Here is a 15,675-nt window from a genome sequence, read left to right on the forward strand (position 1 = left end):
CGACGTGTGGCAGTTTACGTAAACGTAAATTATGATGACTTGACGTGAACGTCAAGCGTGGAGCGCGAGGCAATGAACCCCAACGAACAGAAATTGCAGTACCCCTGGGCAGACTTCCAGCCCGAAGCCGGCCGGGCCCACGTGGTGGCCGAAGGCGTCAAGTGGATCCGGATGCCACTGCCGTTCGCGCTGGATCATATCAACCTCTGGCTGCTGCGCGACAACATCGATGGTCAGGACGGCTGGACCATCGTTGACTGTGGCATCTCGCGCGACGAAGTGAAGTCGCTGTGGGAAGACGTATTCAAGAACGAACTGGAAGGGCTGCCCGTGCTGCGCGTGTTGGTCACGCACATGCATCCCGACCACATCGGCCTGGCCCATTGGCTGTGCGAGCGCTGGAACGCGCGGCTGTGGATGACGATGACGGATTTCATGGTGGCGTCGTTGTGGTCGTCGCGCCGCAACGATGCTGGCGCCGGCCCCGGTGGCCAGTCGGCGGTGGAACACTTCGCCCGCCATGGCTTGACTGACCCCGACGCGCAAGAGCAGATCCGCCAGCGCGCCAACTACTTCCCGAACCTGGTGCCTGCCGTTCCCGCGCGCTACACGCGCATCATGCACGGCGATCAGGTCCGCATTGGCGGCCACGACTGGCGCGTGATCGTGGGCTATGGGCATGCGCCCGAGCATGCGTCGCTGTTTTCGCCCGACCTGAATGTGCTGATCTCCGGCGACATGGTCTTGCCGCGCATCTCGACCAACGTCAGCGTGTTCGACTACGAACCCGACGCCAACCCCCTGCCCCTGTACCTGCGGTCGCTGGACGGCTACGCCGGCCTGCCTCGCGACACGCTGGTGCTGCCGTCGCACGGCCGGCCGTTCAAGGGCCTGCATGAGCGCATCGCGCAGCAGCACGAGCACCACCGCGACCGCCTGGCCGAAGTGCTGGAGGCGTGCGCGGCGCAGCCGCAGTCAACCTCCGACATCGTGCCCGTGCTGTTCAAGCGCAAGCTGGACCTGCACCAACTGACCTTCGCCATGGGCGAGGCGCTGGCGCACCTGCATGCGCTTTATTTCGAAGGCAAGCTGAAACGCGCGACCGGCGCGGACGGCATCGTGCGGTTCACGGCGGCCTGAGCGGCAAGCAAGACGCGGTCGGCCAGACGCGGTCGGCCAGACGCGGTCGGCTAGACGCGGTCGGCCAGACGCGGCAAGCAAGACGTAGCAAGCAAGGCGGGTTCCAGGCGGAACCCGTCCCGGTCAGCGCGTGGCGGTGGCCAGCCTGACGGCCAGGCCCACGAACACCAAGGCGGCGATGCGGTTCAACCATCGCTTGGCCGTCACCGAGCGTTGCAGCAGTTCGCCAAAGGCGCCGGAAAAGAAGGCGATGGCGCCAAACACCAACAGCGTCGACACGATGAACACGGCGCCCAACTGCATGACCTGCAAGCCCACCGGACCCAGCGCGGGCGTGGTGAACTGCGGCAGGAAGGCAAAGAAGAACAGCAGCACCTTGGGGTTGGTCAGGTTCATGACGATGCCGCGACGGTACAGCGCGCCGGGTTTCAAGGGCTCGGGCGCCTTGCCGGCATCGGACTCCACCGGCGCGCGCAGGATCTGCCAGGCCAGATAGGTCAGGTACGCCGCGCCCGCCAGCTTCAGCGCCGTAAACGCCACGGGCGACGCCGCGAACACGGCGGCAAGCCCCAGGGCGACGGCGGCCGTGTGGCCCAGCAGCCCGGTGCATAGCCCCAGCACCACCAGCATGCCCGCCTTGCGTCCCCAGATGGCCGATTGCATCAGCACGAATACATTGTCCGGCCCGGGCGTCAGCGCGAGCAGAACGGCAATACCGAAAAATGCGGTCAGGGTGTCTAGGGGCAGCATGGGTGTGGCCTGTCAGGGGTGGGCGCCGGTCAGCAGGAGAATGGCATCATAAGGGCAAAATCCACACCGTTCAGCCCCGGCACGGGACACAAAGGACAGAGACACGCCATGACGACACACGCCGCGCAAAGCCAGCAAGCCCCTGAGGATGAAGCCGCAAAGCCTGACGCCGCGAAGCCTGACGCGCTCCTTGATGCGCACCCCGACGCCGTGCTGCAAGGCCTGCTGCTTGCCCGGCATAGTTGCCGCGCTTTCCTGCCCGCGCCGGTGCCGCGCAATGTCATCGAACGCATCTTGACGCTGGCGCAGCGCACGGCGTCCTGGTGCAACTGCCAGCCCTGGCAGGTGGCCATTACCGAAGGCGCCGGCACCGAGCGCTTGCGCGCGGCGCTGCAAGCGCGGGCGCAAGCCGTCAACGCCAGCCCCGGCTTCACGCCTGACTTCCCTTTCCCCCGCGAATACCGCAACGAATACCTGGCGCGTCGCCGGGAATCGGGCTTCCAGTTGTACGGCGCGGTGGGCGTGGCGCGCGGTGACCGCGACGCCTACCGCCAGCAGGAAATGCGCAATTTCCAGCTGTTCGACGCGCCGCACGTGGCCATCATCACCACCGATGAGGCGCTTGGCGAATACGGCGCGATGGACTGCGGCGGCTACGTCGCCAACTTCCTGCTGGCGGCCCAGGCCAACGGCGTGGCCACGGTGGCACAGGCTTCGCTGGCCATGTATCCGGAAGTGCTGCGCGAGGTGATGGGCATCGGCTCCGACCGGCGCGTGGTCTGCGGCATTTCCTTCGGCTACGCCGACGCCGCGCATCCGGCCAACAGCTACCGCACGCGGCGCGCCGAATTGCCGGAAATCGCAAGCTGGGTTTCTGGCTAAGCATGCGGGCTGAAGATCCGCCCTGAGGACATACGCCCTCACGCCTGATATGGTTCATGCTGTCTGCCGCTTGCCTGGCTCCGTTGGCCCCGTTCGGCCCTGTTCATTCCTCCAGCATTCCTCTTGAAGATGACCTCCAAACACATCGATACGGTATTGCAGCACGCGGGCACCGCCCCGTTCGACCCCGAAACCGGGACGGCACCCGTGCCGCTGCCGCCCATGCGCGCCAGCACCGTGCGGTTCCGGAACCTGGCCGCGTTGGAGCAGGCGCAGCACAGCAAGGCCGCCGGCGGCCGCGCCACCACCTACGGCCGCATGGGCATGGATACCCACGCCGCGCTGGAGGAGGTCTTCACGCAGCTGGAAGGCGGCACGCATTGCTATCTGGCCTCGTCGGGCCTGTCGGCGATGACGATGGTGATGATGGCGCTGTGCTCGGCGGGCGACCATGCCCTGATTTCCGATTGCGTCTACGGCCCGATGCGCGAGCTGGACGACGCGGTGCTCAAGCGCATGAACATCAGCATCACCTACTTCGCGGCCAGTGAAGACCTGGACGCCCTGGTGCAGCCCAACACCAAGCTGCTGTACGTGGAATCGCCGGGTTCACTGCTGTTCGAAATGCTGGACATGGGCGCGATGGCGGCCGTGGCCAAGCGCCACGGCCTGGTGCTGGCCACCGACAACACCTGGGGCTCCGGCTATATCTACCGCCCGCTGACGCTGGGGGCGCAAGTGTCCGTCATTGCCGGCACGAAGTACGTGGGCGGCCATTCCGACCTGATGCTGGGCGCGGTGGTGACGAACGACGAGGCCATCGCCAAAAAGCTGAACCGCACGCAGTATGCGATGGGCTATTCCATCAGCGCCGACGATGCCTGGCTGGCGTTGCGCGGTGTACGCACCATGCCGATCCGCATGGCGCAACACGCGCGCCATGCCATGCAAGTGTGCGAATTCTTCAAGAGCCGCCCCGAAACCGTGCGCCTGTTCCATCCGGCCTGGCCCGAAGATCCGGGCCACGCGCTGTGGCAGCGCGATTGCACCGGCTCCAACGGCATGCTGTCTGTCGAGCTGCGTCTGTCGCCTGCCGCGGCGGGCGCCTTCGTGGATGCGCTGACTTTATTCGGCATAGGCTTTTCGTGGGGCGGCTATGAAAGCCTGGTGCAACTGGTGTCGCCCAAGGACCTGTCCACGCATCGCTATTGGGGCGAAGGCGACAACGCGCTGGTGCGCTTGCACATCGGCCTGGAGTCGCCGGACGACATCATTGCCGACCTGACCCAGGCGCTGGAGAAGGCCGCGGCGGTCAGCGTATAACCCTGACGCCGCCGCGATGGCTTCACACCGACGCGGCACGTATCCATGCGCCGATACGGGCGGCGATGTCGTCGCTGTTGTCGTCCATCATCGGCATGTGGGAATTCCCGGCAATGCCCATCTGAGCCAGCCGCCACGTGTCGACCCGCGCGCCGTGGCGTGCCAGCGTGTCGGCATAGTCCTGGCCGCTGACGCACAGCCGTTGCCATAGCGGCGTGGCGTCCAGGTAGTCGCCGTAGACGAACAGAAACGGCTTGTTCGCCACGGCGGTGGTCGAGACATCGGCAGAGAATCCCGATGGTTCAATGCCGATGACGCCGCGCACCAGATCGGGCTGCGCGTGCAGCGCCCGATAGGCCACTTCGCCGCCGTGGCTGTGTGCCAGCACCAGGCAGGGGCCGACGCGGTCGAGCACCGCGCAGAAGCCCTGCAGCGCCGCGTCGTTATTGCCCAGCCAGCGTGGCACGGCGTGCCGGATGAAGTCGTCAAACGCGCTGACGGGAAAGCGTTGCCCCGTGAACGCCCGCCGCGCCTCGAAATCTTCCGGGCGGCCAAGCCTGAACAGCGACCAGCTTTCCTGCGCGGTTCGGATGATGGGCGGTTCGGGCCACACCTGCTCGAATGGCGCCCAGCCAGCACGCCCACGCTCCACGTTGTCCACCACATACACCGCGTGCCCCTGACGCAAAAAATGCTGCATCCAGCCTGTGCGGCCGTCTGGCGTCTGCTCCCACATCGCGCCCGTCATGCCGCCACCATGCAGCAGCACGATGGGCAGCGGATGCACTAATGGCGTCGGAATGAAGTACTGCACGTAGGCCTGTTCAAAGTGGTACAGGCCGTTGGGGTCATAAGCCAGCGACGCGCTTTGGGTGAACGCGATCTCGCGCTGCGGCAGGCCGGTGATGTTCACGGGCCTGCCGCCCGCATAGAAGCTGCCGAAGTCTGCCAGCGTGACGGATGGGGCCGGGGCTTGCGTCATCGCTTGACCAGCGGGCATTGGCTGTCCGACAGCGGCCAGGCCAGCGAATCGCCGGGGATATTGCGCACGATGTTGTAGTAGTCCCAAGGCCCCTTGGATTGCGCCGGCGTTTTCACCTGCGCCAGCATCATGTCGCGCACCACCAGGCCGTCTTCGCGGATGTGGGCGTTCATGCTGAAGGGGTCATCAATGGGCAGCGATTTCATTTTCGCCATGACCGCGTCGGCGTCTACCGTGCCGGCTGCTTTCACGGCTTGCAGGTAGTGACGCACCGAGCCGTAGACGCCTGCCTGCAGGAAGGTCGGTGGCCGCCCGACGCGCGCTTCGAACTTCTTGCTAAAGGCGCGCGTGCCATCATTCATGTCCCAGTACGACGGCACGGTCAGGTAGGTCTTCTGCGCCGCTTGCAGGCCCAGACTGTGTACGTCCGTAATCAGCAGCAGCATGGCCGCGAGTTGCTGCGCGCCGCCGATACCGAATTCCGCGGCTTGCTTGATGGCCGAAATCGTGTCGCCGCCCGCGTTGGCGATGGCGATGATCTGCGCCTTGGTTCCTTGAGCCTGAAGCAGGAAGGATGCAAAGTCCGATGCGTTCAGCGGATGGAACACGGTGCCGACGACTTCGCCGCCGTTGGCCTTGACCACGGTTTCGGTGTCGGCCGCCAGTTGCTTGCCGAAGGCGTAGTCCGACGCCAGGATGAACCAGCGCTTGTTGCCTTCGTTGACCACGGCGGTGGCCGTGCCGCGCGACAGCGCGTAGGTGGTGTACGTCCACTGCACACCGTAGGGTGAGCACTGCGCTTGCGACAGCGCGGTGGTGCCGGGGCTGGAAAACAGCACCAACTTTTTCTTTTCGCGTGCAATGCCCTGCACCGCCAGCGCGACGGACGAATTAGGCACGTCCACCACCACGTCCACGCCGTCGGTGTCGTACCACTTGCGGACCATGCTGCTGCCGATGTCCGGGCGGTGTTGGTGGTCGCCCGAGACCAGCGAAATAGGCTTGCCCAATACGGTGCCGCCCATTTCCTCGATGGCCAACCGGGCGGCTTCCACCGAGCCCTTGCCCGTGGCGTCGGCGGTGACGCCCGCCATGTCGGTAAGCACGCCGATCTTCACGCCTTCGGCCGTGCTGGCGTGTGTGGTGATGGCGCCGAACGCCAGGCACAGGCCCACGCCCAGGCTTAATGTCGCGCGTTTGCGCGGGAATTGCTGTTTCATTTGTCTTCCACCCATGTGATGCCGTCTTCGCGGCGAATTCTTGTGGCGAAAGTGTAGCGCCGCGAGTTTGATGGCGAGGAAGAATTTCTCAACGCATTCCCAAAAGAAAAGCGCCCCGGCCATGCGGCCAGGGCGCTCTGCCAGCGTTGCGCAAGCGGAATTACTTGTTGCGCGCCATCGGGATCAATTGGTTGACTTCCTTCAAGGCGCCTTCGTAGCTGTTGCCCGCCATGACCGGCGAGGTCATGAACTTGCCGCCAACGGCGAACGACGGCGTGCCGTCGATGCGGTAGGCGTCGGCCAGTTGGGTGGCGCGCTGCACCTGGGTCTGCACGCTGAACGAATCGAAGACGGAATCGAACTTGGCGCGGTCCACGCCTTGCGTGGCAACCCAGTCGCCCATGGATTTCTTGTCGAACAGGCGCTTGTGCTCACCGTGGATGGCGGTGAAGAACTTGGCGTGCAGGTCGGGGCGGTCGAGCGCCAGGAACGTGTAGTAGACCTGTTGCAGGGGCTTCATGCCGGCGTTGAACGCGATGGGCACTTGCTTGAGCACGACGTCCGAAGGAGCCGTCTTGGCCCATTCTTCAACCATGGGTTCCATGGCGGCGCAATGCGGGCAGGTGTAGGCGAAGAATTCCAGCACTTCCACTTTGCCCGGAGTGTCCGACGGCAGCGGCGGGTTGATTGCCACATAGGCTTGCGTGCCTTGCGCGTGGCTTACCGGGCTGAAGAACGCCGAGGCGGTCAGCGCGGCCGCGGCCATGATGCGAATAATCTTGGGGGACAACATGGATGAGAGGTTCCTGAGTAAAAAGTTACAGACAGGCTCGGGGCCAGATAAGTTCAATGCAAAAAATGGCGTCGGATAGGCTTACTGGCGCACCACGGCGGTTTCGATCTTGTTTTCGCCCAGGCGGCCACGCGCGCGATTCATGTCGTCCAGCCGCGCAAACGGTCCAACCCGCACGCGGTTGAGCGGCTTGCCATTGACTTCGGCTTTCTGCACCGCCACCGGCAGGCCCAGCAGGATGATGCGAGCCCGTAGCGATTCAGCGTCGCTTTCACCGCGAAACGCACCCGCCTGCAAGTAGTACGTGCCCGTTGCCGCCGGGGCCGCGGCCTTGGCGGCTGGCGCGGGTTTGGACAAGGGGGTTGGGGCTGCGCTGGCGCTTTGACTCGGCGCGGCGGCCTGCGGCTTGTTGGTGGACGGCAAGGTGGCGATCAGCGCACCCAGGTCATCCAGCCGGGACGGCGTTTCGTCGGGCTTGGACGGGGTGCCCGCACCCGGCAGCGGCATCGGGGCGGTGGCGGTGGGGCCGGTGGGCGGCGCGCCCGCCGCCCCGTCGCGGCCGTACAGTCCCGCGTTCGGGTCCGGCGCCTGGCGCGGGTCGGGCAGCTTGCCCGTGTCGCCCTGGCGGCTGGCCCGGTCCACGAAGGGCACGGGAGCCTTGGTGACGTAGAAGGCCACGACGGCGGCCACGATCAGGCCTAGGAGCAGGCCGGCGAGCGCCCCGTAAAGGGTGCTGCCGCTTTCGCCAGCGGAACGGCGGGTGGTTTTGCGCTTGGTTGCCATGAACCGATGTTACATCCGCTCGGGCGCGGACACGCCCATCAGCGCCAAGCCGTTGGCCAGAACCTGGCGGGTCGTGGCGGCCAGGCGCAGGCGGGCCAGTTTCAAGGCCACGTCGTCAACCAGCACGCGTTCGGCGCTGTACCAGGCGTGGAAGTCCGACGCGCAATCGCGCAGCCAGAAAGCGATGTGGTGCGGCGACAGGTCCTGGGCGGCCAGGGCCACCACGTTGGGGAATTCGGCCAGGCGTTGCATCAGCGCGAATTCGGACGGCGCGGTCAGCAAGGACGTATCGGCGGCGGCCACGTCGGCGGCGGGCATGCCGGCGTTGTTGATCATCGTGCAGATGCGCGCGTGGGCATACTGGATGTAATAGACCGGGTTCTCGTCGCTTTTCGACAAGGCCAGGTCCACGTCGAACACGAACTCGGTGTCGGCGCGGCGCTGGATCAGGAAGTAGCGCACGGCGTCGCGGCCCACCCAGTCGATCAGGTCGCGCATGGTGACGTAGCTGCCGGCGCGCTTGGAGATCTTGACCTCTTCGCCGCCGCGCATCACCTTGACCATCTTGTGCAGCACGTACGACGGGTAGTCCTTCGGGATGCCTTCGTTCAACGCTTGCAAGCCTGCGCGCACGCGGGCCACGGTGCCGTGGTGGTCGCTGCCCTGGATGTTCACGGCGCGGTGAAAGCCGCGTTCCCACTTCGCCTTGTGATACGCCACGTCCGGCACGAAGTAGGTGTAGCCGCCTTCGCTTTTGCGCATGACGCGGTCTTTGTCGTCGCCCGTGCCCAGCTCGGTGGTGCGCAGCCACAGCGCGCCGCCCTCTTCATAGGTATGGCCCCCGGCGACCAGCGCCTTGACGGTGGCCTCGACGCGGCCCGACGTATACAGCGAGCTTTCCAGGTAATAGTTGTCGAACGCCAGGCCGAACGCCTGCAGGTCCAGGTCTTGTTCGCGGCGCAGGTAGGCCACGGCGAAGACGCGGATGTCGTCCAGGTTGTCGATGTTGCCGGTGGCGGTGACGGGCTCGCCGTCGGACGGCTGGATGGTCTTGCCGGCCTGGAAGTCGCGCGCGATGTCGGCGATGTAGTCGCCCTTGTAGCCGTCTTCCGGCCAGTCGGGGGATTCGGTCGTCAGGCCACGGGCGCGCGCCTGCACGCTGATGGCCAGGTTGTGAATCTGATTGCCGGCGTCGTTGTAATAGAACTCGCGGGTGACGTCCCAGCCGATGGCGTCGTACAGGCGGCACAGGGCGTCGCCCAGCGCGGCCTGGCGGGCATGGCCCACGTGCAGCGGGCCGGTGGGGTTGGCCGACACGAATTCAACCAGGATCTTCTCGCCGCTGCGTGGGGCGCGGCCAAAGCTTGCGCCCTGCTCGGCCACGGTGGCGACGACGGCCTGGCGCGCGGCGGCGGTGATGCGCAAGTTGATGAAGCCGGGGCCGGCGACTTCGGCGCTGTCGACCAGCTCACGGGCCTCGGGGTTGGCCAGCAGCGTGTCCACGATGGCTTGCGCCAGTTCGCGCGGGTTGCGGCGGGCCGGCTTGGCCAACTGCATGGCCACGTTGGTGGCAACGTCGCCGTGGGCGGCAACTTTGGGGCGCTCGAGCAGCACGTTGGCCTGGGCGTCGGGAAGGCTCTGCGCAACGGCGGCCTGGATCAGGGAGATAAGCTGTTTTTGTTGCTCGGGGAGCATGGGCGTCTGGAGAAGTTCTGGGTAAGTGACCAAGGCGGGGATCAAGCAGACGGTGTCCGGGCCGGCGATGTCACGGGAATCATCCGGAATGATAGTTGATTTGGCGGTCCAACCGGCGGGCTCGGGGGCGCAAACTGTCCGGCAAGCGTTCGCGCGGACGGCGGAACTCTCAATAAAATCAATCGCCTAGGTTTGCGAGGGCGCGCCGACGGCAGCGGCCGCTGCACCCGCCCCATGGCGCCAGTTGGCATCGCTGGGTCGTTGCGGTAGTGTATGTAACGTATTCATTGAGGGAGACCGCACTATGCTGATTACTTTTCACTCCAAGGTCGTGGCCGAAGTTCTGATGGTGTCCGACCACGCCCTCCCCATTCTGCAGGCGGCGGGAAAGCCCATCGGCGACAAGATCCCCGAACGCGGTGTGTTCACCGCCGAGCAATTGGGCCCCGCGATCAACGGCATCGAGCGCGCCATTGAAAGCGCCGAACATCCCGACGAGGACGAAGACGACGAAGACAAGGTGCCCCGCTCGGCCATGGCGCGCGCGGTCGGCATGAAGGAACGCGCCTTTCCGCTGCTGGACATGATGCGGCAATCCCAGGCCGCGGGCGTTGAAGTTACCTGGGAAGCCTCGCGGGGCTGGTAGGCAATGTCGCCCGGCGGACAATCTGCCTGGCGTTTTTTGCCTACCCTTGCCGCCTGACGCCCTTTCAAGGAACCCCTTTATGCGCTGCGACATCACCATTGTTTTCGACACCCGCCGGTCGCTGGACCTGACCGCCACGGTGGAAACGTCCCCGCAACGCCAGAGCGACGCGCGCGACTGGTTCGACGGCGCCTGGGAAACCCTGGGCTGCGAACCGTTGCGCCCCAGCGGCAAAGTGCTGCTGCTGGACAAGGTACTGGGCGTGGCCGACGCCCTGGGCTACGACACCCTGTCCTCCGACGCCAAGGAAGCCCGCGAGTTCGCGGAGCACCTGGCCATGGCGCTGGAGCGCCCGCGCATTACGGTTGACCTGCCGGGTTTGACCGTCGGGTACTGACGGCGCCGGCGCGCAATGCGGCAGCAGGAAAACCTACCGAATCCCTGCCCGCATGAACGACTGCACGAACTGCCGCTGGAACAGCAGGAAGGCGATCAGCAGTGGCGCGGCCGACATCAAGGTTGCGGCGGTGATGACCGACCAGTCGATGCCCTGGTCGGTGGACGAGAACACCTGCAAGCCCACCGTCAGCGGCCGGGATTCGACCGAATTGGTGATGATCAGCGGCCACAGGAAGTTGTTCCAGTGGTGGCTGACCGACACCAGCCCATAGGCCACATAGATCGGCTTGGCCAGCGGCACGTACACCTTCCACAGAATCTGCATGGCGTTGGCGCCTTCCATGCGCGCCGCTTCCTCGAGCTCGCGCGGCACCGTCTTGAAGGTCTGGCGCAGCAGGAAGATGCCGAACGCCGATGCGAAGTACGGCAACCCGATGGCGAACACCGTGTCGCGGATGCCCAGTTGGCTCATCGAGCGGTAGTTCTCCACCAGCAGCACGTCCGGCATGATCATCAATTGCAGCAGCACCAGCATGAAGACGAAATCGCGGCCCCGGAATTCGAAGCGCGCGAAGGCGTAGCCCGCCAGCGTGGACAGCACCAACTGCGCCGCCAGCACCATCGTGACCAGCAGGAAGGTGTTCAGGAAGTAGCGCGGAAACGGCGCGGCCTGCCAGGCGCGCGCGAAGTTATCCAGCGTCAGCGGCGCGAACAGTTCGAAGCGGGTCGCGTAGGCGGGGGGGTGGAACGCCGCCCACATCGCATAGGCAAGCGGCAGGATCCACAACAGGCCCAGCGCCCAGGCGCCCAGGGTATCTAGCTTGTCTTTCATTGATAGTGCGTCCTGCGGTCCAGCCAGCGGAACTTGATCAGCGCGGTCAGCGCCAGTACCACCAGCAACACGACGGTCAGCGTGGCGGCGTAAGCCGTGTCCCAGAAACTGAAACCCACCTGGTAGATGTAGTACAGCAGCAAGGTGCTGGCGTTGTCCGGCCCGCCGCGCGTCATGACCACCACATGGTCCACCAGCCGGAAAGCGTTGATCAGCGCATTGATCAGCACGAACAGCGTGGTGGGCATCAAGAGCGGCCACAGGATGCGGCGGAAATACTGCCAGCGCGAGGCGCCTTCCAGCATGGCGGCTTCACGCAGCGACGGCGACACGGTCTGCAAGGCGGCCAGGTAGAAAATCATGAAAAATCCGGCTTCTTTCCACACCGTTACCAGCATCAGCGCCGGCAAGGCGGTCGCGCTGCTGCCCAGCCAGTTGGGCCCGGGCGCACCGAACCAGCCCATCACCTGCGCAATCAGCCCGTATTGCGGCGTGTAGAAGAACAGCCAGATGTTGGCCACCGCCACCATCGGCAGCACCGTCGGCGTGAAGTACGCCATGCGCAGAAAGCCGCGGCCGCTCAGATTGCGGTTTACCCACAGCGCCATGATCAGCGCGATGCCGATGGACGTGGGAATCGTGCCCAGCGCAAACCACAGGTTGTTCCACAATGACTGCCAGAACACCGGATCGTCGCGCATGAGGGCGTAGTTCTCCAGCCCCACGAACCGCGCCGGACGCGCGCCCTTGGGGGTGGAGAAAAAACTGTGCCATAGCGTCGCCACCGCCGGGTAATGCGTGAAGGCGGCGAGCAGCACGATGGCTGGCAGCAACAGCAGCCAGCCGTAAAGCGCATGTAAAGAGCGGCTCATCGTGCTTGTCGGTTTACTTGTAGGAACGCAGGACGCGGTCGGCCTCGCGCTGGGCGTCAGTCAGGGCCTGCTGCGGTGTCTTCGACCCGATCAGCGCTGCTTGCAGCGCATCGTTCAGGGTCTTGGTGACGCGCTGGTTTTCATGCGTGGAGAATTCCGCCACGCTGACCTCCAACTGGTCACGCGCGACCGTTGCGGCCGGCACTTCCTGGGCGTACTTCTTCATCTTCTCGGTCTGCCAGGCGGCCGGCGTCACGGCGACGTAGCCCGTGGCGATGCTCCAGTCGGCCGCGCGTTCCGGCGTGGTGGCCCATTGCGCGAACTTCAGCGCGGCCTGTTGTTGCGCCGGCGTGCCGCTCTTGAAGATGTAGAAGTTGCCGCCGCCCGTGGGGCTGCCGCCGCGCTTTTGCTTCGGCATCATCGCAACGCCGAACGGGAAGTCGGCATTCTTGCGGATGTTGGTGAGATTACCGGTGGTGGTCCAGACCATGGCCGCCTTCTTCTCCAGGAAGTCCTTCGGCGTGGTGCCCCAGTCGATCGTGCCGGTCGGCATGATCTTGTGCTTGGCCGACAGGTCGCGCCAGAACTGGGCGGCTTCCACCACGGCCGGCTTGTCCAGGTAGACCTCGTTGCCGGCCTCGTTCATCAGGATGGCGCCGTTGGGCGTGGTCAGCGCCTGGAACAGCCAGTACGCGAACGCGCCGCCCGACGGAATCTCGATGCCCCATTGCGTGGTGTTGCCCGAGGCATCCTGCTTGGTCAGCTTCTTGCCGTATTCAACCAGTTCAGCCCAGGTGGCCGGCGCGCGCTCGGGGTCCAGGCCAGCGGCCTTGAACAGGTCCTTGTTGTAGTACATGACGATGGTCGAACGCTGGAACGGCACGCCCCAGGTTTGGCCGCCCGTGCGGCTGTTCTGCATGAAGGCGTCATAGAAGCTGCCCAGCCACTTTTTGTCGGCATCGGACTTCGCCAGCGAATCGATCGGCACGATGGCGTCTTCGTCGATCAGGGTGAACATGTCGGTGGACAACAGCACGGCCAGTTGCGGCGGCGTGCCGCCCTTGAGCGCCGTCAGCGCCTTGGCGATGGAATCCTGATACGAGCCGGCGTAGATGGGCTTGATCTTGATGTCGGGGTTTTCCTTCTGGAAGTCCGCCACCATGTCGTCAACGATCTTGGTGATGGGGCCGCCCACGGCCACCGGGTAATAGAACTCGACTTCAACGGGTTTGTTCTGCGCCTGTGCTGGCAGGGACAGGCAGGCGGCGGCCAGGCTGGCGGCCAGGGTCTTCAGTACGATGCGTCGCATGGTGCGTTTCCTTTCCTGTGGATTGGGCGTCTTTCAGCGCCCGACGGTGTTGATGACCGCCGAATCGGCGGCAAAGAAATGCTGTTGCTCGTTCGGCCAGGACAGGCCCAAGGCCTCGCCGGCGCGAGCGCGCAGGTGGCCGCCAATTCGCACGGCGACGCCACTGGTGTCTCCAACGCGGCACACCACAATGGAGTCCGCGCCGAAGTACTCGACGCTTTCGACGATGGCGGGTATGCCCGCGCCGTCGATGCGGATGTGTTCAGGGCGCACGCCCAGCTTGACCGCGCCCGCCGGCGCATTCGCGATGGCCGGGCCATGCGTGCCGGTGATGACCGTCGAGCCATGCAGGCTGGTCAGCGCGATCAGGTTCATGGGAGGCGTGCCGATGAAGCGGGCGGCGAATTCGCTGGCCGGACGTGCATACAGGCCATCAGGCGTGTCGTGCTGTTCGATCTGGCCGCCGCGCAACAGCACCACCTGGTCGGCCATGCTCATGGCCTCGGTCTGATCGTGCGTCACATACACCATGGTGATGCCCAGGTTCTGTTGCAACGCGCGGATCTCGCGGCGCATCTCGTGGCGCAGTTGCGCGTCCAGGTTCGACAGCGGTTCATCCATCAGGCACACCGGCGCTTCGGAAATCACGGCACGGCCCAGCGCCACGCGCTGTTGCTGTCCACCCGACAATTGCGACGGCTTGCGGTCCAGCAGATGGGCCAGGCCCAGCAACGCGGCCACGCGCTGCAAGCGGCGGTCGAAATCGCGCGCGGGTTCCTTGCGCACCTTCAAGCCGAACAGGATGTTCTCGCGCACGGACAAATGCGGGAACAACGCGTACGACTGGAACACCATCGAGATGCGCCGCTTGGCGGGAGGCAGTTGCGTCACGTCGCGGTCGCCGATGCGGATGGTGCCCGACGTGGGCGTGTCCAGCCCGGCAATCATGCGCAAGGTGGTCGACTTGCCGCAGCCCGACGGGCCCAGCAATACCGTAAAGCTACCCGCCGGCACCGTGAAGCTCACGCCGTGGATGGCGGCGGCGTTGCCGTACTGTTTGGTGAGGTTATCCAGAACGATGGATGACATGCTGTCTCGAAGATCTAATTGTTAGATCCGCATTGTTGCCTGTTATGAAAACCTTTTCATTGTGCAGCGCAAACATGACGGATTCGTGGCAAGCTCTACGGCTTCAAACTGCGCGTCGCGTGTCAGGCGCAGCGCTCATGCAAAGGGATACGGGCCGGGGTAATCCCCGATAACGGCGTGATGCGTGACCAGGTTCGCGCCCTGCCACCAATGCAACTGATAGCCCGGCGGTTCCATGATGTATTGCAGCGTTGGACGGGGCCCAAGCTCCAGCGCCAACTGGTGCGCGGTGCCGGGACAGGTCGAGGCAATCGTGCCGCCGAAACGCTGGAAGATCGTGCGGTGCAAATGGCCGCACAACACGCGTTCCACCTTGGGAAAGCGCGACACGATGCGTTCCAGTTCCGGCGCGCCGGCCAACAAGCCGATAGCGTCCATGTGTTCGATACCGGTCAGGAACGGCGGATGGTGCATCAACACCAGCGTAGGGCGGTCAGGCTGTTCAGCCAGACGCGCCGCCAGCCAGTCCAGCCGGTCCTGGCAAAGCTCGCCATGGCTCTTCATCGGCACCACGGTGTCCAGCGCCAGCAAGCGCAGCGGATACGTTTCGATGGCGTACTGGATGAATGGGCCGCCGCCTTGCAGATAGTGATGATCGGGAAACGCAGCGCGCAGTTCCGCGCGGTCGTCATGGTTGCCCGGCAGCAGAAAATACGGAATCTCCAGTGCGCTCAAGTGGTCGCGCAGCACCTGGTATTCATGCGGGCGGCCCAGGTCGGTCAGGTCGCCCGTGATCAGCACGCAATCGGGGCGCGGCGTCAGCGCGTTCAACGCGCGCACGGCGGGTGCCAGGAACGCCGCGGAGTCGATGACGCCGTAGGCCTTGTCGCCCGGTGTGCGCATGTGCAGGTCGGTGATTTGTGCGATGAGCATGATGCGTGCGGAATATTGAAATTGAAT

Annotated in this window: 16 protein-coding genes; 5 read left to right on the plus strand and 11 right to left on the minus strand. The window is 65.0% G+C overall.

From position 1 onward, the window contains the following. Window positions 1-72 precede the first annotated feature (72 nt). Window positions 73-1,140 (plus strand): MBL fold metallo-hydrolase, encoded by a 1,068-nt coding sequence (locus P8T11_RS20410; protein WP_268080330.1) that lies wholly within the window; start codon window positions 73-75, stop codon window positions 1,138-1,140. A gap of 123 nt (window positions 1,141-1,263) precedes the next feature. Here the strand turns inward: P8T11_RS20410 and P8T11_RS20415 are convergent, their stop codons facing one another. Next, window positions 1,264-1,890 carry a LysE family translocator gene (locus P8T11_RS20415; RefSeq protein WP_268080328.1) on the minus strand — a complete coding sequence of 209 codons (627 nt, stop codon included), beginning with the start codon at window positions 1,888-1,890 and terminating at the stop codon, window positions 1,264-1,266. A gap of 108 nt (window positions 1,891-1,998) precedes the next feature. Between P8T11_RS20415 and P8T11_RS20420 the strand changes: the two genes are divergently transcribed. Continuing rightward, window positions 1,999-2,772 (plus strand): nitroreductase, encoded by a 774-nt coding sequence (locus P8T11_RS20420; protein WP_268080327.1) that lies wholly within the window; start codon window positions 1,999-2,001, stop codon window positions 2,770-2,772. A 129-nt stretch (window positions 2,773-2,901) separates the two neighbouring features. Beyond that, entirely contained in the window at window positions 2,902-4,095 is a 1,194-nt protein-coding gene (gene metC, locus P8T11_RS20425) for a cystathionine beta-lyase (protein WP_268080326.1), read from the plus strand. Between the two features lie 22 nt (window positions 4,096-4,117). Here the strand turns inward: metC and P8T11_RS20430 are convergent, their stop codons facing one another. The 5 genes from P8T11_RS20430 to argS all read right to left on the minus strand — a co-directional run bounded on the left by P8T11_RS20430 (window position 4,118) and on the right by argS (window position 9,568). Then, on the minus strand, window positions 4,118-5,095 hold the full coding sequence (locus P8T11_RS20430) for an alpha/beta fold hydrolase (protein WP_268080325.1): 978 nt from the start codon (window positions 5,093-5,095) through the stop codon (window positions 4,118-4,120). Beyond that, a complete protein-coding gene (locus P8T11_RS20435) occupies window positions 5,074-6,297 on the minus strand; it encodes an ABC transporter substrate-binding protein (protein WP_268080324.1) in 1,224 nt (407 codons plus the stop codon). The genes P8T11_RS20430 and P8T11_RS20435 overlap by 22 nt, the downstream gene beginning before the upstream one ends. Before the next feature lie 160 nt (window positions 6,298-6,457). After that, window positions 6,458-7,090: a thiol:disulfide interchange protein DsbA/DsbL gene (locus P8T11_RS20440; protein ID WP_268080322.1), complete on the minus strand. Its 633-nt coding sequence runs from the start codon at window positions 7,088-7,090 to the stop codon at window positions 6,458-6,460. Window positions 7,091-7,171: 81 nt separating this feature from the next. Further along, complete coding sequence (locus tag P8T11_RS20445) at window positions 7,172-7,873, minus strand: SPOR domain-containing protein (protein WP_268080321.1); 702 nt, start codon at window positions 7,871-7,873, stop codon at window positions 7,172-7,174. 9 nt (window positions 7,874-7,882) lie between these two features. Beyond that, entirely contained in the window at window positions 7,883-9,568 is a 1,686-nt protein-coding gene (argS, locus tag P8T11_RS20450) for an arginine--tRNA ligase (protein WP_268080319.1), read from the minus strand. 304 nt (window positions 9,569-9,872) lie between these two features. Here argS and P8T11_RS20455 point away from each other — a divergent pair, with 304 nt between their 5' ends. Beyond that, window positions 9,873-10,214, plus strand: a complete 342-nt coding sequence (locus tag P8T11_RS20455; RefSeq protein ID WP_268080318.1) for a DUF1840 domain-containing protein — start codon at window positions 9,873-9,875, stop codon at window positions 10,212-10,214. 79 nt (window positions 10,215-10,293) lie between these two features. Next, window positions 10,294-10,611, plus strand: a complete 318-nt coding sequence (locus P8T11_RS20460) for a hypothetical protein (protein ID WP_050448864.1) — start codon at window positions 10,294-10,296, stop codon at window positions 10,609-10,611. 33 nt (window positions 10,612-10,644) lie between these two features. Here P8T11_RS20460 and P8T11_RS20465 read toward each other — a convergent pair whose 3' ends face one another. The 5 genes from P8T11_RS20465 to P8T11_RS20485 all read right to left on the minus strand — a co-directional run bounded on the left by P8T11_RS20465 (window position 10,645) and on the right by P8T11_RS20485 (window position 15,648). Beyond that, window positions 10,645-11,445 (minus strand): carbohydrate ABC transporter permease, encoded by an 801-nt coding sequence (locus tag P8T11_RS20465; protein WP_006224480.1) that lies wholly within the window; start codon window positions 11,443-11,445, stop codon window positions 10,645-10,647. Further along, window positions 11,442-12,317: a carbohydrate ABC transporter permease gene (locus P8T11_RS20470; RefSeq protein ID WP_050448866.1), complete on the minus strand. Its 876-nt coding sequence runs from the start codon at window positions 12,315-12,317 to the stop codon at window positions 11,442-11,444. Before P8T11_RS20470 ends, P8T11_RS20465 begins: the two co-directional genes overlap by 4 nt. A gap of 13 nt (window positions 12,318-12,330) precedes the next feature. Next, on the minus strand, window positions 12,331-13,626 hold the full coding sequence (locus tag P8T11_RS20475) for an ABC transporter substrate-binding protein (protein WP_268080317.1): 1,296 nt from the start codon (window positions 13,624-13,626) through the stop codon (window positions 12,331-12,333). 33 nt (window positions 13,627-13,659) lie between these two features. Further along, window positions 13,660-14,715, minus strand: coding sequence for an ABC transporter ATP-binding protein (locus P8T11_RS20480; RefSeq protein WP_268080316.1), 1,056 nt, complete (start codon window positions 14,713-14,715; stop codon window positions 13,660-13,662). Window positions 14,716-14,850: 135 nt separating this feature from the next. After that, window positions 14,851-15,648 (minus strand): phosphodiesterase, encoded by a 798-nt coding sequence (locus tag P8T11_RS20485; protein ID WP_268080315.1) that lies wholly within the window; start codon window positions 15,646-15,648, stop codon window positions 14,851-14,853. Window positions 15,649-15,675 lie beyond the last annotated feature (27 nt).

It is taken from the genome of Achromobacter spanius, assembly GCF_029637605.1.
Taxonomy (GTDB): Bacteria; Pseudomonadota; Gammaproteobacteria; order Burkholderiales; family Burkholderiaceae_B; genus Achromobacter; species Achromobacter spanius_E.

What these genes read in the sequence shown, in the direction of transcription:
- metC (WP_268080326.1), top strand. Translation starts at nt 2,902, where the DNA reads ATGACCTCCAAACACATCGATACGGTATTGCAGCACGCGGGCACCGCC.
- P8T11_RS20455 (WP_268080318.1), top strand. Translation starts at nt 9,873, where the DNA reads ATGCTGATTACTTTTCACTCCAAGGTCGTGGCCGAAGTTCTGATGGTG.
- P8T11_RS20415 (WP_268080328.1), bottom strand. Translation starts at nt 1,890, where the DNA reads ATGCTGCCCCTAGACACCCTGACCGCATTTTTCGGTATTGCCGTTCTG.
- P8T11_RS20475 (WP_268080317.1), bottom strand. Translation starts at nt 13,626, where the DNA reads ATGCGACGCATCGTACTGAAGACCCTGGCCGCCAGCCTGGCCGCCGCC.
- P8T11_RS20445 (WP_268080321.1), bottom strand. Translation starts at nt 7,873, where the DNA reads ATGGCAACCAAGCGCAAAACCACCCGCCGTTCCGCTGGCGAAAGCGGC.
- P8T11_RS20420 (WP_268080327.1), top strand. Translation starts at nt 1,999, where the DNA reads ATGACGACACACGCCGCGCAAAGCCAGCAAGCCCCTGAGGATGAAGCC.
- P8T11_RS20410 (WP_268080330.1), top strand. Translation starts at nt 73, where the DNA reads ATGAACCCCAACGAACAGAAATTGCAGTACCCCTGGGCAGACTTCCAG.
- P8T11_RS20465 (WP_006224480.1), bottom strand. Translation starts at nt 11,445, where the DNA reads ATGAAAGACAAGCTAGATACCCTGGGCGCCTGGGCGCTGGGCCTGTTG.
- P8T11_RS20485 (WP_268080315.1), bottom strand. Translation starts at nt 15,648, where the DNA reads ATGCTCATCGCACAAATCACCGACCTGCACATGCGCACACCGGGCGAC.
- P8T11_RS20470 (WP_050448866.1), bottom strand. Translation starts at nt 12,317, where the DNA reads ATGAGCCGCTCTTTACATGCGCTTTACGGCTGGCTGCTGTTGCTGCCA.
- P8T11_RS20440 (WP_268080322.1), bottom strand. Translation starts at nt 7,090, where the DNA reads ATGTTGTCCCCCAAGATTATTCGCATCATGGCCGCGGCCGCGCTGACC.
- argS (WP_268080319.1), bottom strand. Translation starts at nt 9,568, where the DNA reads ATGCTCCCCGAGCAACAAAAACAGCTTATCTCCCTGATCCAGGCCGCC.
- P8T11_RS20430 (WP_268080325.1), bottom strand. Translation starts at nt 5,095, where the DNA reads ATGCCCGCTGGTCAAGCGATGACGCAAGCCCCGGCCCCATCCGTCACG.
- P8T11_RS20435 (WP_268080324.1), bottom strand. Translation starts at nt 6,297, where the DNA reads ATGAAACAGCAATTCCCGCGCAAACGCGCGACATTAAGCCTGGGCGTG.
- P8T11_RS20460 (WP_050448864.1), top strand. Translation starts at nt 10,294, where the DNA reads ATGCGCTGCGACATCACCATTGTTTTCGACACCCGCCGGTCGCTGGAC.
- P8T11_RS20480 (WP_268080316.1), bottom strand. Translation starts at nt 14,715, where the DNA reads ATGTCATCCATCGTTCTGGATAACCTCACCAAACAGTACGGCAACGCC.